General features: G+C 60.8%; 22 protein-coding genes. 8 read left to right on the forward strand and 14 right to left on the reverse strand.

Annotated elements, in window-relative coordinates; all coding sequences use genetic code 11:
* The 7 genes from NA8A_RS15560 to NA8A_RS15590 form a co-directional block, all read right to left on the reverse strand.
* Nucleotides 1-600, reverse strand: coding sequence for a glutathione S-transferase family protein (locus tag NA8A_RS15560; RefSeq protein ID WP_009451291.1), 600 nt, complete (start codon nucleotides 598-600; stop codon nucleotides 1-3).
* Between the two features lie 172 nt (nucleotides 601-772).
* A complete protein-coding gene (locus NA8A_RS15565; protein ID WP_009451292.1) occupies nucleotides 773-1924 on the reverse strand; it encodes a mandelate racemase/muconate lactonizing enzyme family protein in 1152 nt (383 codons plus the stop codon).
* An 82-nt stretch (nucleotides 1925-2006) separates the two neighbouring features.
* Nucleotides 2007-3014: an ABC transporter substrate-binding protein gene (locus NA8A_RS15570; RefSeq protein WP_009451293.1), complete on the reverse strand. Its 1008-nt coding sequence runs from the start codon at nucleotides 3012-3014 to the stop codon at nucleotides 2007-2009.
* Between the two features lie 46 nt (nucleotides 3015-3060).
* Nucleotides 3061-3888 (reverse strand): ABC transporter ATP-binding protein, encoded by an 828-nt coding sequence (locus NA8A_RS15575; RefSeq protein WP_009451294.1) that lies wholly within the window; start codon nucleotides 3886-3888, stop codon nucleotides 3061-3063.
* A complete protein-coding gene (locus NA8A_RS15580; protein ID WP_009451295.1) occupies nucleotides 3885-4649 on the reverse strand; it encodes an ABC transporter permease in 765 nt (254 codons plus the stop codon). The genes NA8A_RS15575 and NA8A_RS15580 overlap by 4 nt, the downstream gene beginning before the upstream one ends.
* Nucleotides 4650-5423 (reverse strand): GntR family transcriptional regulator, encoded by a 774-nt coding sequence (locus NA8A_RS15585; RefSeq protein ID WP_009451296.1) that lies wholly within the window; start codon nucleotides 5421-5423, stop codon nucleotides 4650-4652. It abuts the gene before it with no gap.
* A gap of 141 nt (nucleotides 5424-5564) precedes the next feature.
* On the reverse strand, nucleotides 5565-6821 hold the full coding sequence (locus NA8A_RS15590; RefSeq protein ID WP_009451297.1) for an aminopeptidase: 1257 nt from the start codon (nucleotides 6819-6821) through the stop codon (nucleotides 5565-5567).
* A 296-nt stretch (nucleotides 6822-7117) separates the two neighbouring features.
* Here NA8A_RS15590 and NA8A_RS15600 point away from each other — a divergent pair, with 296 nt between their 5' ends.
* Entirely contained in the window at nucleotides 7118-7540 is a 423-nt protein-coding gene (locus NA8A_RS15600) for a VOC family protein (RefSeq protein ID WP_009451299.1), read from the forward strand.
* Between the two features lie 34 nt (nucleotides 7541-7574).
* Here the strand turns inward: NA8A_RS15600 and NA8A_RS15605 are convergent, their stop codons facing one another.
* From NA8A_RS15605 to NA8A_RS15620, 4 genes are all read right to left on the reverse strand, one after another.
* Nucleotides 7575-8972, reverse strand: a complete 1398-nt coding sequence (locus tag NA8A_RS15605; RefSeq protein ID WP_009451300.1) for an MFS transporter — start codon at nucleotides 8970-8972, stop codon at nucleotides 7575-7577.
* A gap of 30 nt (nucleotides 8973-9002) precedes the next feature.
* Complete coding sequence (locus tag NA8A_RS15610; protein WP_009451301.1) at nucleotides 9003-10217, reverse strand: FAD-dependent monooxygenase; 1215 nt, start codon at nucleotides 10215-10217, stop codon at nucleotides 9003-9005.
* A gap of 117 nt (nucleotides 10218-10334) precedes the next feature.
* On the reverse strand, nucleotides 10335-11222 hold the full coding sequence (locus NA8A_RS15615) for an ABC transporter permease (RefSeq protein WP_009451302.1): 888 nt from the start codon (nucleotides 11220-11222) through the stop codon (nucleotides 10335-10337).
* A 1-nt stretch (nucleotide 11223) separates the two neighbouring features.
* On the reverse strand, nucleotides 11224-12255 hold the full coding sequence (locus NA8A_RS15620) for an ABC transporter permease (protein WP_009451303.1): 1032 nt from the start codon (nucleotides 12253-12255) through the stop codon (nucleotides 11224-11226).
* Between the two features lie 372 nt (nucleotides 12256-12627).
* Between NA8A_RS15620 and NA8A_RS15625 the strand changes: the two genes are divergently transcribed.
* From NA8A_RS15625 to speB, 7 genes are all read left to right on the forward strand, one after another.
* Complete coding sequence (locus NA8A_RS15625) at nucleotides 12628-13974, forward strand: LLM class flavin-dependent oxidoreductase (protein ID WP_009451304.1); 1347 nt, start codon at nucleotides 12628-12630, stop codon at nucleotides 13972-13974.
* Nucleotides 13975-14063: 89 nt separating this feature from the next.
* Nucleotides 14064-15725, forward strand: a complete 1662-nt coding sequence (locus NA8A_RS15630; RefSeq protein ID WP_240532802.1) for an ABC transporter substrate-binding protein — start codon at nucleotides 14064-14066, stop codon at nucleotides 15723-15725.
* A 185-nt stretch (nucleotides 15726-15910) separates the two neighbouring features.
* Nucleotides 15911-16672 (forward strand): GntR family transcriptional regulator, encoded by a 762-nt coding sequence (locus NA8A_RS15635; RefSeq protein ID WP_009451306.1) that lies wholly within the window; start codon nucleotides 15911-15913, stop codon nucleotides 16670-16672.
* Between the two features lie 123 nt (nucleotides 16673-16795).
* A complete protein-coding gene (locus tag NA8A_RS15640; RefSeq protein ID WP_009451307.1) occupies nucleotides 16796-17794 on the forward strand; it encodes a flavin reductase in 999 nt (332 codons plus the stop codon).
* A complete protein-coding gene (locus NA8A_RS15645; RefSeq protein WP_009451308.1) occupies nucleotides 17791-19419 on the forward strand; it encodes an ABC transporter ATP-binding protein in 1629 nt (542 codons plus the stop codon). Before NA8A_RS15640 ends, NA8A_RS15645 begins: the two co-directional genes overlap by 4 nt.
* An 89-nt stretch (nucleotides 19420-19508) precedes the next feature.
* The gene (locus NA8A_RS15650) at nucleotides 19509-20012 is read left to right on the forward strand and encodes a flavin reductase family protein (RefSeq protein ID WP_240532803.1); all 504 of its coding nucleotides are present in this window, start codon (nucleotides 19509-19511) and stop codon (nucleotides 20010-20012) included.
* Between the two features lie 38 nt (nucleotides 20013-20050).
* Nucleotides 20051-21106 (forward strand): agmatinase, encoded by a 1056-nt coding sequence (gene speB / locus NA8A_RS15655; protein ID WP_040672815.1) that lies wholly within the window; start codon nucleotides 20051-20053, stop codon nucleotides 21104-21106.
* A gap of 16 nt (nucleotides 21107-21122) precedes the next feature.
* Here speB and NA8A_RS15660 read toward each other — a convergent pair whose 3' ends face one another.
* The 3 genes from NA8A_RS15660 to NA8A_RS15670 all read right to left on the reverse strand — a co-directional run.
* On the reverse strand, nucleotides 21123-21737 hold the full coding sequence (locus NA8A_RS15660; RefSeq protein ID WP_009451311.1) for a glutathione S-transferase family protein: 615 nt from the start codon (nucleotides 21735-21737) through the stop codon (nucleotides 21123-21125).
* Nucleotides 21738-21740: 3 nt separating this feature from the next.
* On the reverse strand, nucleotides 21741-22439 hold the full coding sequence (locus NA8A_RS15665; protein ID WP_009451312.1) for an SDR family NAD(P)-dependent oxidoreductase: 699 nt from the start codon (nucleotides 22437-22439) through the stop codon (nucleotides 21741-21743).
* Between the two features lie 40 nt (nucleotides 22440-22479).
* On the reverse strand, nucleotides 22480-23066 hold a 587-nt coding region (locus NA8A_RS15670; protein WP_009451313.1), incomplete at its 5' end, for an aldehyde dehydrogenase family protein.

Raw genomic sequence — 23066 nt, forward strand, 5'->3', positions numbered from 1 at the left:
TCAGGCGAGCGCCCGCTTGACGGCCGGGCGCTCCATCATACGCTCATGGAAGGCTTTGAGGCGGGGCGTGAGCGGTAGGTCGTAACGCGGTTGCCAGTGGACGAGGTAGAACACGGCCATATCCACGATCGTCATGTGGCCGAAGAACCATTCCTTTTCGCCAAGCTGCTCCTCCAGCCTCTCGAAGCCGACCGTCAGCACTTCACGCCCGCTCTTGCGCACTTCCTCCTGACCTTTGGGGTCCTGACAGAAGCGGTCCGGCCTCATAGCAAGCGTCGCGCCCCGCATATGCAGCGTCGAGACCACATAATCGAGAAGTTCGAGCGCATCGATATCGCCTTCGGGCCCGTCGGGAAGAAGGTTCTTTTCCGGAAATTGGCGCGCCAGCCACAGAGCGATCACCGGAAACTCGGTCAAAAGCCGGCCGTCGGGCCGCAGGAGAGCCGGCACCTTGGCTTTCGGATTGAGCTTCATGTAGGCGGGCTGGCGGTGTTCACCGCTTTTCAGGTCGACGTTCACGGTTTCAAACGGAGCGCCGATCTCCTCCATGAGAACACGAATGCCAAGGGAACATGCGCCGGGCGAATGGAAAAGTTTCATGAAACCTCCTCAAGCCTGAGACCCCTCCCATAGGGGTCTCCATTGTTCGCACAGGTCATCGAGGATTTCGAGCACCAGCCTCAACTGGACCAATCGGCAGATATCCGTGCCTGCCCCGCACCGCAAACCGGAACCGCAATGCTGCAAAAGTGTCTGGCCCCGGCGTTTGAGATCAGCCGATTGCAATCTCCTTCTGCATGACAATCGCCCCGGCGAAATCGCCGATCACCGGATCGAGATCGCCAAGCCCGGCGGATTCTGAAAGCGTAACGCGGCCATCCGACAGCGTATCGAAAACGGATTGCGAGACGTGGCTGCGCATGGGGTTCTTGTTGAAGTCGACTTCCACATAACCGCTCTTTGCCCCGGCTGCCGCCTTGAGGTGCAGAGAAGCGAGAAGACCGATCCCCCCACCCAGCCAGTGAGGGCAGAATTGCCGTCCCGTCGCCTCGGCTTTACGGGCAGCCCGCAACCCCTGCCCAAGCCCACCCCATTTGCCGATATCGGGCTGCAAAAAGCCCAGCGAGCGCTTTTCGGGAAGCGTCTCGAAATCATTCCAGGAGGAGAAGTTCTCACCCGCGGCAAGCACCACTCCGGTTTCCCGCGCGATGCGCGCCCAGTCGGCATCCGGTTGATCATGAGCGATGGGTTCCTCGAGCCAGAGAAGTCCTGTTTCACGAACATCGCTGGCAAAGGCTATCGCCTCATCCGCGCTCCACGCCTGATTGGCATCCGCCATCAGCGCGATACGCTCGCCAATGACATCGCGCACTTCATGAAGATTAAGCCGGTCCAAAGCTCCGTCAAAACCGACCTTCACCTTGCAGCCGGCATATCCGGCGGCCACGGCACGCGCGGCCGTCTGCGCCGCACCGTGGGGATTGATGCCGCTGGCATAAACGGCGACGCTGCGCCCGCTGCCTTGAGACAGATGCTCATGCAGGGGCTTGCCGGCGCGCCGGGCAGCAAGGTCCTGAAGCGCACACTCAAGTCCGGCAATACATTGGGCGAGCGGCCCCGGCTCACCTGCCTGAATTGCCAGAATGCGCAGTTTTGCCGAAAGAGCCTCCCAAAGGGCTTCCGGCTCATCGAGAAGGCCGCTTTCGCCAGCCAGCGGCAGCACCGCGCTCTCAAGAAGGCGCGCGCGATGCTCCGCCCCTACGGAGGGGTAATTGCACCAGACCTCGCCCCAGCCGACATGCCCGTCCCCATCCTCGATACGGATCGCGATGGAGGGCCGGTCATACATGGTGCCGAATGAGGTGCGAACGGGTGTCTCGACGGGAATACGGTGCACGAGAATACGCACATTCATCCGGTTCATGGCTGGTCTGCCTCCTTGTTGCATTACGGGCACCGTGCCCAAAAATATGCGGCCGGGCACGAATGCCCGGCCGCAGGCCGTATCAGCCGGCCTGTTCGAGGAACAGGCTGGGATCGAAATATCCATCGGCCATCACCGGATTGCTGATACCGCCGATGTCCACGTAGAAGTTGGTGACCCTGTCGAGCCAGCTGGTCACGGTGCCGTCCTTGTACATCTTGGCCCAGTCCGGCGTCGAAAAGAGCTTTTGCGCGCCATACTGCTCGCGCAGATCCTCGATGGGCACGTCGGAATAATAATCCTTCTGGAGTGCCGTCAGCGAGGCATCGGCATCCTCGATCAGGTCCTTGTTGGCGGGCATCCAGGCCTTGATGACGCGGCCGAGCACATCCTTGTTGCCATCGAAATAATCGTTGCGGGCAGCCCATCCGCCGACGATTGCGGCCTCGGGATAGAATTTCGAGGCATCGACCAGCATCTTGGCGTCGGGCAGCTGCTTCTTGATCTGCACATTGAACGGCACCCAAAGAGCCACCGCAGGTACAGCACCCGACATGAAGGCCGTGACTGCATCAGGCATGCGCTGATTGACGATGGAGATGTCCTTCTTCGGATCGATGCCGTTGGCTTTCAGCGCGGTATCGAGGAAGACATGCGCCGTCGTTCCGATGGAGGTCGCGATCTGCTTGCCCTTCAGGTCCTCGAAGGAGTTCACGCCCATGGCGGGGTTCACCCAAAGCTGGGCAGTCGCATATTCCACATTGTTGATGAGGAACACCTTGCCCTGCCCGCGCGCCGGGAAATTCGACACGACGGCACCCGTGGCCAGCATGTCGAGCGATCCGCCGACCATGGCCTGGAAGAGTTCGAGACCCGTATAGAAGCGCGTGAAGGTCGGGTTCAGACCCTGCTCCTTCCAGTATCCCTTCTTGTCCGCCGTCCAGATGTGCCCGTCGACGGCCAGCGTGTGCAGGTATCCGACACGGATTTCGTCTTCCGACCCCTGCGCACGCACGATTGCCGGCGCTGCCAGCATGGCTGCGCCGCCGGCTGCGGCCGATTGCAGGAAAATGCGTCTGTTCAGTTTCATGCTACTCCTCCCAGTTTTGCCGCTGCCGGGCAGCGGACGGAAACGGTCATCGAAGCGCCTGTTGCTCGGCATACTGCTTCATGACCTGCTCGCGCAGATGGATGCGCAAATCGATGAACTCGCGGGAATCCAGCAGGCTCTTGTCCCGCGGAAATCCGAAGGGAATGTCGATACTCTCGACGATGCGCGAAGGGCGCGCCGAAATCACGATGACCCGGCTCGACAGATAGATCGCCTCATCCACCGAATGGGTGATGAGCAGCGCCGTCTTCCGTTCCGCCTGCAGGATCTGGTGCAGCAATTCGTGCATGTCGCTGCGCGTTTGCGCATCGAGCGCGCCAAAGGGCTCGTCCATGAGAAGGAAATGCGGGTTCGCCGCATAGGCGCGTGCCAGCGCCAGCCTCTGCCGCATGCCGCCCGAAAGGTTTTTCGGCCAGGCATTGCGGAAGTCGGACAAGCGCATCAGATTCATGTATTTTTCGGTGATCTGGCGGCGCTCGTCCTTTGGAATGTGCCGCTTGATCGCAAGATCGAGGCCGAAGCGGATATTCTTCTCCACGGTCAGCCAGGGAAACACCCCGTATTCCTGGAACATCACGCCGCGATCCGGCCCCGGCCCCTCCACCGGCTTGCCTTCGAGCAGCACCTCGCCCGAGTTCGGCTTCACGAAACCGGCGAGCATGTTCATCATCGTCGTCTTGCCGCAGCCGGACGGGCCAACGAGGGAAACGAAGTCCCCCTCCCGGATATCGAAGCTCACATCGTGAACGACTTCCACGTCGCCATAATGCTTCGACACATTCTGGAACCGCACCTTCACCTCATGGTCGGTGCCGGTTTCGTTCTGCATGCGCACAGCGCTTTCCCCGTTCATTGGGCCTCCCTTTCCTGCCAGTCGAGGAACTGACGCGATGCCCAGCGAAGGATCGTGTCCATCATCAGCGCGAAGAAACCGATGGTGATGATGCCGGCATAGATGGTCGTCAGGTTGAAGAACGCGCTGGCATTCTGGATCACCGCGCCGATGCCGTTCTGTGCCGCGACCAGCTCCGAGGCGACGAGCGTCGCCCAGGCAACGCCAAGCGCCACACGCGTCGCCGTCAGCACATGGGGCAAGGTCAGGGGCACGATGATCTTGGAGAACACCTCCCAGTCCGTCGCCCCGAGCGTGCGCGATACGCGGATGAACAGCGGGTTCGTCTGCGACATGCCCTCATACATGACGATGACGCCCGAAAAGAACGCGGCATAGAAGAGGATCGCCACCTTGGCCACTTCTCCGATGCCCAGATAGACGATGGCCAGCGGAATGAGCGCGATGGGCGGCAGGGCGCGAAAGAAGTTGATAAGCGGATCGACAAAGCGACGGATGCGCTTGTCCCAGCCGATCAGGAAGCCCACCGGCACGGCAAGCAGCATGCCAAAGAGAAGCCCCAGCAGAACGCGACGCACCGACATCCATATGTCGATGAGAAAAGTGCCCTCGACACTGCGCTGCCAGATATCGGCAAAGACGAGGTGCGGCGGGGGCAGAAGCCCCTGGTCCACAAGGCCGCTCCAACGCACGCCATACCAGAGTGCGATCACCACCACGAACGGCAGTAGTCGCCACCCGAATTCCGTCAGTCGCTCCATTCACTCCTCCGTAGGCGATAAGGCCGCGGGACCGGCCTCAGCGATATTGAAATCGAAATCCAGCCGCACATATTCGCCGGGATAGCGCGCATGCGTGTGTGCCACGACGCGTCCCTCCCCATCGGCTATGGTCCGCAGGATTTCCACGACGGGCGCCCCCAACGCCACGCCAAGCGCATTCGCCGTTCTCTCGTCAGCAATGGAAAACGTGACCCGCTGCCGCGCGGTCGCGATCCGCTCTCCATGCCTTTCGACCAGAACGCGAATGACGGGTGCGGTCTGAAAGCGCTCGCGATCGGTTTCGAACACGTCTTCACGCAGGAAGATGTCGATCAGGCAGTAGGGCTCCTCCCCCCTGCTGTGCACACGCTCAAAGCGCATGTAACCGCCATGCGCCTCGCCCGCCTGCACATCGCGGATGCGCTCCCCCTCCTCCCGCGCAATCGGTGCAATCATTTTCGGGCTGACGTTCTCCAGCCCTGTGACGAGGTCTTTCCATGTCGTCGGCAAGCCATATGACCGCCGCTCGGGAAGCTGCGCCCGCACAAAGGTTCCCTTGCCGCGATAACGCTCGATCAGGCCTTCGCCTTCAAGCACGTCCAGCGCTTCGCGGATCGTCGCCCGCGACAGGCCAAACTCGGCCTGGAGCACCTCGATAACGGGAATCTGGTCGCCCGGAAGCCAATCGCCATTCTCCACCTTCAGGCGAATCTGACCCGCCGCCTGCATGTAGAGCGGCTGCCTGGAGCGGATATAAAGCTCAGCGTTGGTCATAAAGTACGTATATGCGTACTTTTAGACTTTTGCAAAAGGAATCTCCCGCCCCCGCCTTGCGGGGACAGACAGGCAGTTGGGAATTATGGAGTCAGAGTTCGGATAGAACAGCCCGGACAGACCGTCCGGACCAATCCTCAATCAGGCCCATTCGCCTTTGCGGAACACCGGCACCCGGCTTCCGTCCGGGCGCACGCCGTCGATATCGACCTCGCCCGACCCGATCATCCAGTCGATGTGAATAAGGCTCTTGTTCCCGCCCTGCGCGGCGATCTGTTCCGGCGAAAGCGAGCCACCGTCGACGAAGCATTTGGAATAGCATTGGCCAAGCGCGATGTGGCATGAGGCATTCTCATCGAACAACGTGTTGTAGTAGAGAATGCCGCTGCTGGAGATCGGCGAGGAATGCGGCACGAGCGCCACTTCGCCGAGACACCGCGCACCTTCATCCGTATCGAGCACACGGTTCAGCACATTCTCGCCACGCGACGCCTTCGCCTCGACGATGCGTCCGCCCTCGAAGCGCACGGCGATCTCGTCGATCAGCGTTCCCTGATAGGAAAGCGGCTTGGTGCTCACCACATGGCCCTCGACCTTCAAGGCATGCGGCGTGGTGAAAACCTCTTCCGTCGGGATGTTCGGATTGCAGATGACGCCATTCTTCGCGGTCGAAGCCCCGCCCTGCCACAGGTGACCGTCTGCCAGACCAACGGTCAGATCAGTGCCCGGGCCCGTGAAATGCAGTGCCGCAAAGCGCTCGTCATTGAGCCAGTTCATCCGCGCGTGCAGCGCTTCGTTGTGCGCATCCCAGGCAGCCACAGGATCGGCGACGTCCACCCTTGATGCCGCGAAGATCGCCTCGGCAAGCTTGTGGACCGCCACGTCATCCGGCTCGCCCACAAACACCTGCTTCGCCCATGACAGACCGGGAAAGGCAACGATATTCCAGTTGATGTCGAAACCGGCGATCTTCTCCAGCGCCGGCTGATAAGCGATCGAATTGGCTTTGTTGGCGCGAGCCACCTTCTCCGGATCCTCTCCGGAAAGCAGCATCGGATTATCGCCGACAATCGCAAGCCGCGCCGTATTGGCAGAAAATGCCTTCGCCATCCCTTCATAGAGCCAGGAGGGAGCACGGTCGAAGCTCTCCTCTGCACCGTTGCGGAAACGGTTCAGCGTGATCTCCTCATCCGAGAGGATCGGCGTGACGATCCCCGCGCCGGCCTTATAGGCATGTTTGGCGATCAAGCGCACGAGGGGCAGCGCCGCCGCGGGCGCAGTCAGGAGCAGGTCCTGCCCCTTCTGCAGTCCGAGCCCAACCTTGACGGCGACCTCGGCCAGCCGGTCGAGCTTCACGGGGTCGATGGTCTTTGTGGTCTGCTGCGATTGATCGTTCATGGCCTGATCCTGTAATTTCGTTTTTCGGGCGGCACGAAGCACCGCCCCAGTGCTTGCGCGATCAGCCGTCGCTTCGCAAGTCACAATAAAGCGTTTCGACCCGGCCAGTTCGCCCAAAAGCCAGCGCCTGCTTGACAGGGATGCGGATGCCAAGCAGGATTCCCCTGTCAAAAAAGGAGAGGTCGGTGCGGTTAGCCTGGCTCCCGCCAAAGCGGGTCCTGACCTTCGCAAACGCGACGAGTCCCATGGCCTTGAACACCCCGCAAATCCGCGCGGGTGAAAGAAGAGGTTATGAGATGCAACAGCAGATTTCCGTCATCACACTCGGCATTGAGGCAATCGAGCGGTCGCGCGATTTCTATACACGGGGCTTCGGCTGGAAGCCGGTCTTCGAAAACGATGAGATCGTCTTCTACCAGATGAACGGATTTGTTCTGGGTACCTTTCTGAAAACCGCGCTGGAGACGGATATGGGCCGTTCTGGCCTCATGCAGCCCGGCGCATTTTCACTGGCGCACAACCTGGCCCGCGAAGAAGATGTCGAGCCGTTGATGCGCCAGCTTGCCAATTCCGGCGGGCGCATCCTTCGGCCCGCAGACAAGCCACCCCACGGAGGATTTCGCGGTTATGTTGCCGATCCCGACGATCACGCCTGGGAAATCGCCTGGAATCCCTTCTGGCAGATCGATGCCGGTGGCCATGTGATATTCGGCCTCTGAGCCGCTCAGCGGACCGGGCGAAATTCGTCCGGCCTCAGCGGCGGTCCGGCTTGGTTCCCTCGATCTGACCGCCCGGGATAAACCAGGCCAGAAGTGAGCCGCAAAGCGCGAAAAGCGCCGCCAGCAGAAAGACCCAGGAAAACCCGTCCGCCACCGCGGCAGAGGAGGCGACCACCAGGCCGCTCGCCGCAGCTCCCAGGGATGCACCAAGCGAACGGGTCAGAAGCACACTGGCTGACGCGATGCCGAGCATGCGGTCTCCCGCCTCGATCTGCACCACCAGTTGGACCACCCCCATCACCGTACCCAGCATCAACGCGACAAGCCCAAACAGACCGACGAGAACACCAGTCTGCATCTGCACCGTAAAGAGCCCGACCGTCAGCAGAAGCAGAAACGCCAGTGCGAGCCCTGCCGCCGGGAAAAGCGTCATCCGCCCGGTCCGGCTGACGAGATAGCCCGTCAACATGGAGCCCAGCCCGACGCCGAGGGTGACCGGCAAAAGCAGAAGCCCGGCACCCGCAGCCGAAAACCCGCGCACCGCACTGAAATAGACAGGGATAAAGGTGAAAAGCGAAACATAGAGCGCCCCATGAAACAGCGCCAGCAGGCAGCTCATGCGGATTGTTCCATTGCGCAGGAAGACCACCGGAAAAAGCGGATGAGCGGTGCGGCTTTCATTGCGGAAGAAGAGAAAGGTCAGCAACGCTGCCCCCAGGATCAGACCAGCCCGCGCCCAGCGCGGCTGAAACAATCCGATGCCTGGAGCAGTCAGCGAAATGAGAAAAGCCAGCATCGCCGCGAGCAGAACCACACTGACACCATCGATCCGCAACGGATCGCGGGGGCGCTGACGAGGCGGCAGGCGGGATATGAGAAACAGGCCCAGAAGTCCGAGCGGCAGGTTCACTGCGAAGATGGCCCGCCAGCCAAAGGCTTCCGTCATGAAGCCGCCAATCACCGGCCCCATCGTGCTTGCGCTCATGCCGACGGTGGCGAGGTATCCCTGGTAACGCGCCCGTAACCGCGGCTCGAATGCCTGGCTTACCAGCGCCTGCGTGAGCGCAATAAGCCCCCCGCCGCCAAGCCCCTGAACGGCCCGCGCCGCCACCAGCCATCCGAAACTCGGCGCCAACATGCATGCCGCGCTGCCGACCATGGAAATCACCAGCGAGATGAACATCATCCTGCGCCGGCCCAAGGCGTCGCCAAGCCTTCCATAGAGCGGAGCCGAGATCGCATTGGCCGCGAGATAGGCGATTACCACCCAACTCACCAGTTCGAACGAGCCGAAAGACTGAGAGATGTCGTAAAGCGCCGTGGAAACGATGGTCTGGTCCATCATGCCGAGAAGCAGTGGGACGGCAACGCCAAGAAAAAGCACGACGACCGTAGGTCGCCGCACCTCTTCTTCAGGTTCCTCGCTGTTCAACTGCGGCTCCTCCACCCAAAATGGCTGGGCTTATGCCGTCTGAGGCAAAGCCGAAGTTTGCAGCTGTTCCTGCGCGTCATATTCGTAAACCCAGTTGGCGCCGAGCCCACTGGTCTGCGGATTGACGAGGCTGCGCCAGCGATAGCCGAGATCGCGCTTGATCCGCGCAAACCGCGAACTGAGGTGGTAAGTGCGCCCGCGCTCGCGCGATTCAAGCTGCACCCGCGTGGTGCGGGGCCTGCGAAGGCTCTCGTAACGCTGCAATGCCTCGCCGGGAGAAGCCGCATCGGCAAGAGACCCCGCGAGCACGAAACCATCTTCGATGGCCATGGCCGCCCCCTGCGAGAGGAACGGCAGCATGGGATGCGCTGCATCGCCCAGAAGCGTCATGTGGCCAACCGTCCAGGACGGCATCGGATCACGGTCGAAAAGCCCCCATTTGAACACCTCGTCCGCTCGCGAAAAGAGCTTCTGAAGATTTTCGTGCCAGCCCTTGAAACCGGCCAGAAGCTCATCGCGGCTTGAAGGTACATTCCAGGATTCCGCCACCCAGTCCTTGGTCTCAAGGACTGCAACGATATTCACTGCCCTGCCTGCAGAGACATAATAGGTCACCACATGCCCTTTCGGTCCGAGCCAGAACGAACTGTCGGGGCTCACGAAATCGAATGGCGGCGTGTCGAACGGAACGACCGCGCGCCAGCACATATTGCCGGTAAAGCGCGGCGGCTCGTCTCCGAAAAGGGTCTTGCGGATGGTGGAGTGGATTCCATCCGCGCCGACGATAACATCGGCCTCGAACTCGCTGCCATCGGCAAAGCAGGCCACCGCCGTCTTCCCTTCCTGGCGGGCACCGGTGCATTGCACGCCCAGGGCCGTCTTCGACAGATCGACCTTGTCGAGGAGAATCCTGTGCAGATCCGCCCTGTGGACATGGAAGAACGGTGCGCCATAGAGGCGCGGGCAATCGCGCGCCAACGGTGTACGCCACATCTCGCGTGCCGATTTCCAATCGCGGCCGATGATGTTCTGCGGCAGGAAGCTGACCGCTTCCAGCTCGTCGAACATACCGAGCGCGCGAAGGATTTTCACGGCGTTCGGCGTCATCTGGATACCGGCACCCACTTCGCCGAAAGCAGGCGCTCGCTCGAAAATATGTGCCTCGATACCATGAGCGCGCAGCGAGGCAGACAAGGCAACACCTCCGATCCCGCCACCGACAATTCCGACCTTTAACTTCCGCATTCTCTACATCCAGGGTTCTGTCCGTATCCGGGATTTCGGTATAACGAACTCATAATATTGTATACGACTTAGGTGAGATTTCCGCATCGAGCCGGACGTCAACACCCGGCTTCGCGGCTAGCGCGCTCCTCCCCTCAAGCGCGGGTTGAGCACATCCGTAAGATGGTCTCCGAAGACATTCAGGGCCGCGACGGTGACCAGAATCCCAAGCCCCGGGAAAACAGCCATCCACCAGGCGCGTGTCAGGAATTGCTGCGCCTCGTTGAGCATCAGGCCCCAGCTGGGATTGGAGGCATCGCCGAGCCCCAGGAAGCTCAGCCCTGCTTCAAGCAGGATCGCAGAGGAAACCTGCATGGTCATGGCCACGATCAGCGGCGGCATGGCATTGGGCAATATCTCCGAAAAGATGATGGCGCGGGTGGACTGCCCGCCCGAGCGCGCGGCAAGCACATATTCCCTCTCGCGCAGGCTCAGGAATTCGCCGCGTGTGATGCGCGCCACTTCCGGCCAGCCGAGCAGGCCGATGGTCATGATGATGAAAACGACATTCGTACCGAACAGCGCAATCACAAGCAGGGCGAGAAAGAAACGCGGGATCACCTGAAACAGTTCGGCGATGCGCATCAATACGATATCGACGGCTCCCTTCATGTAGCCGGCGATCGCGCCGAGCGTGACACCGATGATGCAGGAGGTGAGCGCGGCAAGAACACCAACCGAAAGCGACATGCGCGCCCCATAGGCAAACCGGCTGAAAACATCGCGCCCCAAATCATCGGTGCCCATGAGATAGGTCAGCCCCGGTGGCGCGAAGGAATCGGCTCCCATCGAGTTCACGTCGCCGAGGAATGGCGGAACGACGAAGGCGAAGACCGCGATCACGACGAGCGTAACGAGCGCAACAAGCGAAGGCCCGTCGAGCCTCAGCGCGGAGATTCCGGCCGAAATCGTCGAGAACGCTCCCCGGCGAAGAACGACTGCAGTGTCTGAATTCTTGACGCTCATCCTACTTAAGCCCCACACGCGGATCGAAGATACTGTAGACGATGTCGACAACGAGATTGGTGATGATGATGCCGATCGAGACGAAGACGAACATGCCCATGAGCAATGGATAGTCGCGGGCATACATGGCGTCGTACATGAGCCGGCCCAGTCCCGGCCAGCCGAACACGATCTCGGTCAACACCGCGCCAGCCAGAATGTCCGTTACGTTCAGGCCGAACACGGTAATGATCGGCAGCACGCCGTTGCGGAAAGCATGGAACATCACACGCCGCTCGCTGAGCCCCTTGGCGCGGGCCGTGGTGATATAGTCCTGGGAAAGCGCATCGCGCATGGACGCCCGCGCATAGCGGAAATTGATCGCAAGATAGCGCATGCCAAGCACGCATGCCGGCAGGAACAGGTGCAGGAGGACGTCACCGGCATAGGCGAACCCCTCATAGACATGCCGGCTGCTGGTCATGCCGCTGGTGGGAAACCAGCGCAGATTGAGCGCGAAGACCACAAGCGCGATCTGGGCCAGCCAGAAAGCCGGCACCGAATAGCCGATCACGGCGAGAATGGAACCGGCACGGTCGAAAACGGAACGCGGCTTGCGCGCCACCAGAACGGCAAGCCCAACCCCAAGCACGGTGAACACCAGAAGCGAACTCAGCATGAGAAGCACAGTGGCCGGAATGCGCGCGGCGATAAGGTCGACCACATCCGCCTGCATCACATAGGAATAGCCAAGGTCTCCCTTGAAGACGGAGACGAGATACTCCCAGTACTGAACATAAAGCGGCTGATCGAGGCCGAGCTTGGCATAAAGAGCCGCGACCTGCTCTTCGGTCGGCGCCGTTTCGCCCACCAGAATGCTGATCGGGTCTCCCGGCGCGATATGCACGAGAAGAAAATTGACCGTGATGACGCCGATCAGCATGGGGATGGCGCTCAGGATTTTGAGACCGATGTAACGAAGTGTGCGGAGCCTGCCCGCCAGGCCCCTTTTCTCTCCGGCCGGCGACGCCGAATTCACAATATCTGCGGACACGAACCTTCCTCTCGCATTTTTGGGTTCCCCGGCGCGCACTCGACACACGCTCGTTTTTGATTGGCAAGATTGTATAACGTATTTCGACAACAGCACAATCGCGCCGAACACACAAGTCCCAATTTCTTCCAAGCGCAGGGAGGACCAGATTTAATGCATTGATTTTAAACGTGATATTTTTTCATAGCCAAGGCAGCCGGCATACGAAATCGAAACGCCCCGCTTGACACTCGCTCAAAATCGACCTTAGATCATTTCGTGCACAATATACATTATGCACAAAATGCCGGAGCCGCAGGACGCGACGGCCAAGAAAGCGCCCGGCCTCCCTGCAAGCGGCACGGGACATTCCAAGAGAGGGTTTTACGCAAGATGAGTAATCGGCAACTGAAAATCGGGCTCAGCCTGGTATCGAACGGTACGCATCCGGCTGGCTGGAGGCTGCCGGAAGCCCGCGCCGATGCAGCGCTCGACTTTGCCTTGTGGAAGGAAATGGCCCAGGCGGCCGAAGCAGCCAAGATCCACTTCATCTTTCTGGCCGACGGCATTGCGGTACGCACGGCCGCCAGCGATGACGATGCATTGAGCTACAGCGGCCGCATCGACCAGTTCGAGCCCCTCACCCTGATTGCGGGTCTCTCGGCCGTGACCGAACGCATTGGCTACATTGCCACGGCATCCACGACCTATAACGAGCCGTATCACATCGCGCGCAAATTCGCCTCGCTCGATCACATCAGCGGCGGGCGCGTGGGCTGGAATGTGGTGACATCCTGGAGCGAGGCGGAAGCCAGGAATTTCAGCCGCGACAAGCATCTGGAACACTCGATCCGCTACGGTCGGGCGGAGGAATTCGTCGATGTCGTGCGCGGTCTTTGGGACAGCTGGGAAGACGATGCCTTCTGCCGCGATAAGGAAAGCGGGCGTTATTTCGATCCCGCAAAGATGCATGTCCTCAATCACGTGGGCGAGGACTTCTCCGTGCGCGGGCCACTCAACATCGCTCGCCCGCCCCAGGGCTATCCGGTCATCGCCCAGGCAGGTTCCTCCGAGCCCGGTCAGGAACTTGCAGCCCGCACCGCCGATCTCGTCTACACCGCCAAGCAGCGCCGCGACGATGCGGCAGGCTTCTACAAGGGGCTTAAGGCGCGCTTCCCCAAATACGGCCGCTCACCCGATTCCGCGATCCTGATGCCCGGCATCATGCCGGTCATCGGCAGGACCATGGAGGAGGCGCAGGAAAAATATGCCCGCATCCAGAACCTTATTCATCCCAAGGTGGGGCTGGCCATGCTGGCGCGCACATTCGGCGATTTGTCCGGCTACCCGCTCGACGGCCCCCTGCCCGACAATCTGCCTGAGCTGAATGGTGTGAAAAGCCACCGTGAGCCCCTTCTGCGCATGGCGCGCCAGGAAAACCTGTCCATTCGTCAGCTCTACATGCGCGTGACCGGTGCCGCTGGCCATCTCCAGCTCTGCGGCACACCCGAAAGCATCGCCGATACGATGGAAGACTGGTTCAACGCCGGCGCCTGCGACGGCTTCAACATCATGGCGCCCTATTTCCCGGACGGGCTCTATGAATTCCTCGACCAGGTTGTGCCTGTTCTTCAGCGCCGCGGCCTCTTCCGCGCCGACTACGAAGGCACCACGCTGCGCGAAAATCTGGGCATTGCCCGGCCGGCCCATCCGGCCACCAAGATCAGGAACTCCGCCTGAGAGCGGAAACCAAGGAATACCGGTGGCCGGCCGTCCGGCCATCGGGAAAGCATGACTTCATAACAAGCAAGCAAAACTGGGGAACATTGATGAGTAACGATATGAGAAAGCGCGACCAGTTCGACATTCCCGGAGCGGGCCTTTCCCGCCGCGCCATTCTGCAAGGCATCGCAGCCCTTTCCGCAACACCCTTTATCGCCATGCCCGGCATGGCGTTCGCAGCCGGCGAGCCCCGCTATGGCGGCTCCTTCATCGTCGGCTCCGGCAGCGAACCACGGCATCTGAACCTGAACATCACCACGGATTCGAGCACCAAGCTGATCTCGAACCCGGTCTTCAGCAAGCTCGTCGGCCTCAAGACGGATTTTACGCCTGTCGCCGACCTCGCGAAGTCGTGGAAGATTTCCGAAGACGGTCTCGTCTACACCTTCACCCTGGAGGAAGGCGTGAAATGGCACGACGGCGAACCCTTCAGTGCAGATGACGTGAAATTCACCTTCGAGAAAGTGCTCTTCGAATACCACAATATCGGCAAGGCGCTTGGTCAGTATGTCGCCTCCATCACCACGCCCGATCCGGCAACCGTGGTCTTCACGCTGAAGTCTCCCAACGACGTGTTCCTGACCTTCATCGCCAGCCAGAGCTACATTCAACCCAAGCACCTTTACGACGGCACCGACATCATGACCAATCCGGCAAACACGGCGCCGGTGGGAACGGGACCGTTCAAATTTTCCGAATGGGCACGTGGCCGCGAGGTCGTGCTGATGCGCAATGAGGATTATTTCCGTAAGGACCGTCCCTATGTGGACCGCATCGTTTCCCGCTTCATTCCCGAAGCATCTTCGCGGGTGCGCGCACTGGAGGCTGGAGAAGTCGATTACCTTGCCTATTTCGACCTTCCGCCCTCCATGGTCGGCACGCTGCGCGACAATCCGGATATCACCGTGGTCGGCGAAGGGCATAATGCATGGGGATCCATCGTCGAACTCATGATGAATCTCGACAAGGCGCCTTACAACGATGTGCGCGTGCGCCAGGCGATCACCCACGCCATCGACCGCCAGTTCATCATCGACAAGGCGAATTTCGGCCTCAGCAAGGTGGCCACAGGCCCGATCTCCAGCCAGATCGCCTGGGCCTATAATCCCGACACCCGCCAGTATCCCTACGCTCCGGACACCGCCAACAAGCTCCTTGACGAAGCGGGGCTTGCCAGGGATGGCAACGGCGTCCGCTTCAAGGCGGGTATTGTGGTCACCCGGACGATCGAAGCCAATGTGAAGTCGGCGCAGATCATTGCCGAGCAACTAAAGAATGTGGGCATCGATGCGGAGGTGCTCGCGATCGACGATGCCTCCTCCAGCGAAACCGTCTATATCAAGCGCAGTTTCGACATGTATGTCCAAAGCCTCACCACCGGCCCCGATCCGGCAATGGGCATGCAGCGCCAGTACATCTCGTCCAACATCCGGCCAATTCCCTTTACGAACGGCATCGGCTATCGCAATCCGCAGGTCGACGATCTTCTGATGAAGGCTGCCTCGAACCCGGACCGGGTGAAGCGTGCAGAGCTTTACAAGGAGGTTTCCGCCGTCATTTGCGAAGATGCCGCCCTTGTGTGGTTGTACGAGAACGCTGCATTCTCGGCATTCAATTCCGCCTTCGGAAACCTGCATAGCTGGGCAGCGGAATCGAACTACAATTACGGCGACGTCTTCTGGAAGGAAGGCGAGGAAAAGCGCGCCTGACAAAGTGACCCGACCTTCTCCCGGCACCTGCCGGGAGAAGGTGGTCACAGCTGGCCACAGCCCTCTGGTTGACGCTAGTTCCTATACAATATACGAAATTCTGACAAAGAATCGACGATAAGAACCCTGTCGAACCCCGGCAATTTCGCGGTCAGGCGACGGCAGTTCAGGGTAGGAGAGCGCACTTGGCGGGCAAGGAAAAAGCGGGACGAAGGCAGCCGGCGGCACGCAGAAGAACCGATGGCAGCAGGACGCGCATCGTCTCCAAGGAGCCGATTCATGAGCAGATCTTGCCGCATATCCGGCGCGACATCGTACTGAATCGCTGGGCGCCCGACGAACGTCTGCCGGAGATGGAACTATGCGAGGAATTCGGTGTCTCCCGCACCCCCCTGCGCGATGTGCTCAAGATTCTCGAGGTCGAGGGGCTCGTCATGCTCGTGCCCCATATCGGGGCCGTCGTCACCCCGCTCAATCCCCCTGATCTCGCCGAAAAGCTGGAAGCAATGAGCGGGCTCGAGCAGATTTCGGCGATGAAGGTCGCCGAACTGCAACCGCCAGCCGCGCTTCGCGAGATCAAGCGGGTGCACAAGGCCATGGAAGAAGCGGCCAGAAACGGCCAGACCAGCAAATATTATGCGTTGAACGACGAATTCCATCGGGCCGTCGTTCTGGGCAGCGGCAATTCGACCATTGCCAAGATGCATGAAACGGTGATGTGGCATGTGAGCCGCGCCCGCAACTACGCCAATGAACGCGAACCCCTGAATCAGAGCGCGGCAGAGCACCACGATGCAATCGTCGACGCTTTGGAAAAGGGCGATCCGGAAGGGGCCGCCCGCGCCATGCGCAACCACCTTGCAGAGGTGATCGCCAATGTGCTCGACCGCGTAACGGCCCCGACTTCGCGTGCAACCGATCAGGAAATGGAAGACACGGCGGCCTGATGGCCGTCGTGAATGCAGGGAACCAATTATCCGGATTGACTGGCATGCCGGTCAAGATAAAATACAATATACAATATTTCCGGTCCTGCTCCTTTAGTTTCAGTGCCTTCAAAAGGGAACATCATGACCAGACAAGAAAAACCGGAAATCCTCGAACAGGGTGATCCGGCCGAAGATGCCAAAGCTTTCCGCAGGACGCTGGGGCAGTTTGCAACCGGCGTCACGGCCATTACCACAGCGACGCCCGACGGCCCCGTAGGGGTTACGGCAAACTCCTTTTCCTCCCTCTCGCTCGATCCTCCCCTCGTGCTTTGGTCAATCGCCCGAACCTCCCGCAGCTTCGGCGCCTTCAGCGAGGCGGCGCACTTCGCCATCAGCATACTCGGCGAAAACCAGATCGACGTATCGCAGAAATTGTCCAGTTCCAGCGACGATAAGTTCAACGGCCTGGAATGGTCGCCCGGCAAGGGCGGCAGCCCGGTCATCGCCGGGGCGCTGGCAACCCTGGAATGCGCGACGGAAACTGTCCATGACGGTGGCGATCACATCATTCTCGTCGGCCGTGTGCTCCATCATCAGCGCTTTGCAGGCAAGCCCCTTCTGTACGCGCAGGGCCAATACGGCGTCGTGGACGAGCACCCTGCCTTCAGGACCTTGGCGAACGCGGCAGCACCGGTTGGCGACACGGGACCGGCATTGGCCGAGCAACCCCTGACCACACTTCTCTATCTTGCTCATCATTATTCCTCCGCAGCGTTCGACCAGCATCGCCGCGAGGAAAACATCTCGCTTGCGCAAAGCCGCATTCTTTCCGAACTGAGGCGCCGGCCGCATCTTTCCAGGACGGCGTTGATCGGCCGCGTCTACCTCACGGAAGAAAAGGTGAACGAGGCACTGGAGCGCCTTGCCCAGCGCGCGCACATCGAAACCGACGCGCAAGGGCTGGTTTCGCTGACGGAGTCCGGGCATGCCGTTGCCGCTTCCATCCGGCGAAGGGTCACGGCTTATGAAGCCGAGCAATTCGCCGGCATACCCGAAGACAAGCTTGCCATTACACGGGATGTGCTGATCCGTTTCATCAACGGTCTTGCCCACCCCAACGAGACGGATCATGCGGCATGACGAAGGAAACATCGGCAATGGAACCGCTGCTATCGGTTCGCGATGTCACGATCAATCTTCCGGCGGGTATGGAGCGAAGCTATGCCGTTAAGGACATATCCTTCGACCTGAAACCCGGAGAGATACTCTGCATCATCGGTGAATCCGGATCGGGCAAATCCGTCACAGCCAACGCAATCATGGGCATTCTCTCGCCCGCCATCCGCGTCGCCGGCGGCGACATTCATTTCAAGGGCATGAACCTGCTGACTGCCGACAAGCAGACTTTGCGAAATATTCGCGGCCGTGCCATCTCGATGATTTTCCAGGATCCGCTGTCCTCGCTCAATCCGGTCATGACCATTGGCGAGCAGATCACCGAAGTGATGGCGGCGCATAATGTGGGCACCCCCGCAAGCCGCATGGAAAGAACCATCGGGCTTCTTCATGAGGTTGGCCTGCCCGACCCACACCTGATCGTGCACCAGTATCCGTTTCGCCTGTCAGGCGGGCAACGCCAGCGCGTCATGATCGCCATGGCCCTCGCGCTCGACCCCGACATCCTGATCGCGGACGAGCCGACAACCGCACTCGACGTGACGACCCAGGCTCAGATTCTCGAACTGATCCGCACCATCCAGCGCCGCAAGAACACCGGCGTGATGTTCATCACCCATGATTTCGGCGTGGTCGCGGAAATCGCCGACCGGGTTATCGTCATGGAAAAAGGTCATCTGGTCGAACAGGGGCCTGCCGCAAAGGTGCTCAACGCGCCGGAGCACCCCTACACCCGCCGGCTGATTTCAGCCGTCCCCAAGATGGCGGAGGAAGATCGCAAGAAGGGGGATGAGCCTGTCGTGGTGCTGGAAACCCGCAACCTTTGCAAGGTCTATCACAGCGGTGGTTTCCTGGCACGCGGGCGCACCGTGCGCGCGGTAAACGATGTCAGCCTGACCGTTCGCAAGGGGCAGACGCTCGGCATTGTGGGCGAGAGCGGATCGGGGAAATCCTCCCTTGGTCGCCTTCTGGTGAAGCTCATGGAAAGCGATAGCGGTCAAATTCTGTTCAACGGAACGGACATTGCCCCGCTCACGGAAGACCGTTTCCGCCCCATGCGGCCATACATCCAGATGATTTTCCAGGACCCCTTTGCCTCGCTCAATCCCCGCCATACCATCGGACGCATCCTGACCGTGGGTCCCATGGCTCACGGCATCAGTCAGGCCCAATGCAAGGCGAAGGCCCTGCGTTTCCTTGAACTCGTGGGGCTGGATGCCGGGGCCTATGAACGCTATCCGCATGAATTCTCCGGCGGTCAGCGCCAGAGAATAGGCATAGCGCGTTCCCTTATGTTCGATCCGCTGCTTCTGGTGGCCGACGAGGCCGTTTCTGCACTCGACGTTTCCATCCAGGCCCAGATTCTCGAACTGCTGGACAGGATTCAGGATGAATTGAAGATCGCAATGATCTTCATCACCCACGACCTGCGCATCGCGAGTCAGATTTGCGACGATGTCGCCGTGATGTACAAGGGCGACGTCGTCGAATACGGGCCACCCTCGCAGATCTTCAACGCACCGCAGAACGACTACACCCGACGGCTTATCGCAGCGATACCCGGCAAGGAGTGGAAGCCGGCCGCCTGAGCTGCGTACCGGCCGACCGCGAAGCCCGTGCCGCTTCGGCTGCTGAGCCGTGGCGGCGCCCCCGCAACAACCTCATAGGAGATATCATCTTGGCAGAGCCCGACATGCGCCCGGCCATCGACATAGGCACATTCTGGAAAGCGATCGGCGTTCGCGCCGTCGGCGCGGCGGTTGTTGCTGCAAGGAACGAGGCCGGCCCGGCGGGCCTGCTCGCCCTTTCGGCCACACATCTATGCGCGTCTCCGCCCATTCTGATGGTTTCGATCGGTCGCAAGACAAGCGCCTTGTCGACAATCCTCGACAGCCGTCACTACTCCATCAACTACCTGGCCGAGGACGACGCGGAACTGGCCGAGACTTTTGGCGGCAAGGGCCCGCTGAAGGGATCCGAACGCTTCTCGCAAGACCGCTGGACGACACTCAGCACCGGAGCGCCGATCCTCAAAGGCGCAATCGGCGCACTCGATTGCGAGCTGGAGGAAACCATCGAACGCCACGATACGATCATCGCTCTGGGCCGCCTCATCGATTTCTCGACAGAAGGTCTCATCGGCAAACCGTTGATAAGTTTTGCCGGGCGCATGGGTGTATGAATGACACCGCAGACCACGCACGCCAGAAGGAGGACAGCATGAGCTTTACGCACAAACAGCTCGAAGACCTCAGACGCCGTTTTGGCGACAATGACGGCGGAACGATGGAAACGCCGCAATTCCAGCGGGTCGCGGAGCGGATTTTCGGTGCTGGCGGTCATCGTCCAGCCCCCTATTCGGGCATGCCGACCCTGCTCGATGCCCCTCATGGAACATCGGATGCGCTGCCGGGGCTGGACGTCGCATTATACGGCATGCCGATGGATCTTGCCGTCACGAACCGGAATGGAGCGCGCTTCGGTCCTCGCGCCCTGCGCGCAATAGAACGTATCGGCCCCTACAACGATGCGTTGGATTGCGCCCCGGTATATGAAATGTCGGTCGCCGATCTTGGCGATGTCCCGTTTCGTAGCCGGTTCAGCCTCGACAAGAGCCACGAAGATATCGAGAAATTCGTGACGGACATCGTAGCAGCCGGTGCCATTCCCCTTGGGGTCGGGGGCGATCATTCGATAACCCACCCCGTGCTCCGCGCCGTCGGGGCCTCCTCCCCGGTCGGCCTCATTCATATCGACGCGCATTGCGATACGGGCGGCGCCTATGAGGGCGAACGGTTCCATCATGGCGGCCCCTTCCGCAACGCCGTTCTGGACGGCGTTCTGGATCCGACACGAACGATCCAGATCGGCATTCGCGGTTCCGCTGAATATATCTGGGAATTCTCACGCCTGTCGGGAATGACGGTCGTCCACGCCCGCGACATCTCCCGGATGGGCCTTGATGCAGTGATTGCCAAAGCGCGTGAGGTTGTCGGCGATGGGCCGACCTATCTTTCCTTCGACATTGACAGTCTCGATCCTGCCTTTGCACCGGGAACCGGAACACCGGAAGTGGGCGGATTGACGACCAGAGAAGCCCTCGAGCTCATCCGGGGCATGCGCGGCGTCAATTTGGTGGGCGGCGACGTGGTCGAAGTCGCTCCGGCCTACGACCCCACGACAAACACCGCACAGAATGGGGCGCAGATGTTGTTCGAAATCCTGAGCGTGATGATGTTCAGCCCTTCGCGCCGCGATCGCCGAAACGCTGGATGAGGCAATTCTTGTAGCCTCATGCCATCGCTTCCACGGGATAGGGCGTTGCCCGCATGGGGGCTGACTGGCCGAACTCCTCCAGCCATCCCGCCAGCCGTGGGCGTCGACCCCGCCATGGCCGATCCGGATGGCGGAAATCGAGATATTCCAGCGCCGCACCTAATGCCAGCGCACCCAGATGAGGCGAGCGCAGCCGGTCGACCATGTCCTCGATCCGGTCGAGCCCGGCATGAATACGGTCGAACTGCGCCGCCGTCCATTCCGGCCAGCGCAACGGTTCGGGTCGGGCGACAAGTTCGTAACGGGTGTTTACGGCCGCGTCCATGATCCCGTCGGCCAGTGCCTCCATGGTGAGAATGTCCCAGGGGTCCGCGACTTCGGAAGCATAGAGGCTGGGGCCATGTCCGCGCCTGTCGATATAGCGACAGATGACGCGGCTGTCGAAAAGCGTTCCCTCCGGCGAAATCAGCACCGGTATTTTGGCCAGCGGGTTGACCTCGCCCAGGGCCCGGTTGCGGTCCACCGGGTGTACGGTCGTTCTTTCAAGCCGAAGTTCCACCCCCCGCTCCAGGGCGGCCATCCGCACCTTCCGCGCGAATGGGGAGGCTTCGGTATAAAGCAGGCGAAGCATCGTTCAGACCAGACCGCCGTTCGGTTGCACGATCTGCCCGGCTACCCAGGAAGCCTGACCCGAAGCAAGAAAGGCAACGACATTTGCTACTTCCTCGGGCCTCCCCACTCTGTTGAAGGGCGACATGCCAGCGCTTCGCTGAAGCGCAGCCTCGTCCTTGCCTGCCCGGAAAAGATCGGTATCCACCGGGCCCGGTGCGACACCGTTCACCCGGATACCCTGTCCTGCCAGTTCCTTCTGTGCCGAGCGCAAAAGGCTTTCGACCGCAGCCTTGGTCGCCGCATACGGCCCGACACCGGGCACCGCATGACGCACGAGCGCGGTGGTCAGGCCGATGATCGCGCCATTGTCCGCCACATGCCTTGCTGCCGATTGCAGAACGTTGAAGGCTCCGATGAAATTGGTCTCGACAAGAGCGCGCATGTTCTCCGCCGGAAACACGGCAAGGGGGCCGGGAGGAACGTTGATCCCTGCATTGGCGACAACGCAATCTATGCGTCCGCCAAGATATTCTGAGGCCTGCTCGAAGGCTTCCTCGACAGAAGCCGCATCGCGCACATCGGCCTGGATGGCGCCTTCCGCATCGGCAGGCTTGTTCGCAAAGGTGTAGGCCACCTTCCAGCCCTGCCTGCGCAACGTCTCCACGCACGCGGCGCCGATGCCCCGCGAGCCTCCGAAAACCAGTGCGGTCTTCTGTGTCAAAGTCCTGCCTCCATGCAATTGCCCGACCGCTATGCGCGGCCTAGATTTTGAAACTGACGACGCGTTCCTCGGTCATTTCGCGCATTGCGTGATGGGGTCCCTCGCGCCCGAAGCCGCTCTCCTTGGAGCCTCCATAGGGCATCAGGTCCACGCGCGAGGACGACGTCTCGTTCACATGGATGCCGCCCACCCGAAGCCGCCGCGCCGCCGTGAACGCCTCATCCAGGCGGTTCGTGAACAGCCCCGTCGCAAGCCCGAACGGCGTGCCGTTCACCCGCGCCAGCGCCGCCTCGAAATCCCCGTAGCGCTCAATGCACACGACCGGGCCGAAAATCTCGCGGCACCCCACATTCATTTGTCCCGAAACATCCGCAAGAAGCGTCGGCGAAACCACCGCACCCTCGCGGCGGCCGCCCGCCAGAAGCCGTGCGCCCCCCGAAACCGCTTCCCCGATCCACCGCTCGACGCGCTCCGCATCCTTCAGCGAGATCAGCGGACCCGTCACACAACCCGCCTGCGCCGGATCGCCATGGACAAGCCCCGCCACCATCGGCGCAAGCCTGGCCTCCACGGCCCCGGCGATGCTCTCATGCACCAGCAGGATCTGCACCGAGGTGCACACCTGCC

It is taken from the genome of Nitratireductor indicus C115, from assembly GCF_000300515.1.
GTDB classification, from domain to species: domain Bacteria; phylum Pseudomonadota; class Alphaproteobacteria; order Rhizobiales; family Rhizobiaceae; genus Nitratireductor; species Nitratireductor indicus.

Excerpts from the sequence above, each read along its gene's own strand:
- NA8A_RS15660 (WP_009451311.1), bottom strand. The coding sequence starts at position 21,737 with ATGCTTCGCCTGCTTTATACCGAAGCCTCCCCATTCGCGCGGAAGGTG.
- NA8A_RS15560 (WP_009451291.1), bottom strand. The coding sequence starts at position 600 with ATGAAACTTTTCCATTCGCCCGGCGCATGTTCCCTTGGCATTCGTGTT.
- NA8A_RS15640 (WP_009451307.1), top strand. The coding sequence starts at position 16,796 with ATGACCAGACAAGAAAAACCGGAAATCCTCGAACAGGGTGATCCGGCC.
- NA8A_RS15610 (WP_009451301.1), bottom strand. The coding sequence starts at position 10,217 with ATGCGGAAGTTAAAGGTCGGAATTGTCGGTGGCGGGATCGGAGGTGTT.
- NA8A_RS15580 (WP_009451295.1), bottom strand. The coding sequence starts at position 4,649 with ATGGAGCGACTGACGGAATTCGGGTGGCGACTACTGCCGTTCGTGGTG.
- NA8A_RS15645 (WP_009451308.1), top strand. The coding sequence starts at position 17,791 with ATGACGAAGGAAACATCGGCAATGGAACCGCTGCTATCGGTTCGCGAT.
- speB (WP_040672815.1), top strand. The coding sequence starts at position 20,051 with ATGAGCTTTACGCACAAACAGCTCGAAGACCTCAGACGCCGTTTTGGC.
- NA8A_RS15615 (WP_009451302.1), bottom strand. The coding sequence starts at position 11,222 with ATGAGCGTCAAGAATTCAGACACTGCAGTCGTTCTTCGCCGGGGAGCG.
- NA8A_RS15570 (WP_009451293.1), bottom strand. The coding sequence starts at position 3,014 with ATGAAACTGAACAGACGCATTTTCCTGCAATCGGCCGCAGCCGGCGGC.
- NA8A_RS15625 (WP_009451304.1), top strand. The coding sequence starts at position 12,628 with ATGAGTAATCGGCAACTGAAAATCGGGCTCAGCCTGGTATCGAACGGT.
- NA8A_RS15590 (WP_009451297.1), bottom strand. The coding sequence starts at position 6,821 with ATGAACGATCAATCGCAGCAGACCACAAAGACCATCGACCCCGTGAAG.
- NA8A_RS15600 (WP_009451299.1), top strand. The coding sequence starts at position 7,118 with ATGCAACAGCAGATTTCCGTCATCACACTCGGCATTGAGGCAATCGAG.
- NA8A_RS15585 (WP_009451296.1), bottom strand. The coding sequence starts at position 5,423 with ATGACCAACGCTGAGCTTTATATCCGCTCCAGGCAGCCGCTCTACATG.
- NA8A_RS15630 (WP_240532802.1), top strand. The coding sequence starts at position 14,064 with ATGAGTAACGATATGAGAAAGCGCGACCAGTTCGACATTCCCGGAGCG.
- NA8A_RS15565 (WP_009451292.1), bottom strand. The coding sequence starts at position 1,924 with ATGAACCGGATGAATGTGCGTATTCTCGTGCACCGTATTCCCGTCGAG.
- NA8A_RS15575 (WP_009451294.1), bottom strand. The coding sequence starts at position 3,888 with ATGAACGGGGAAAGCGCTGTGCGCATGCAGAACGAAACCGGCACCGAC.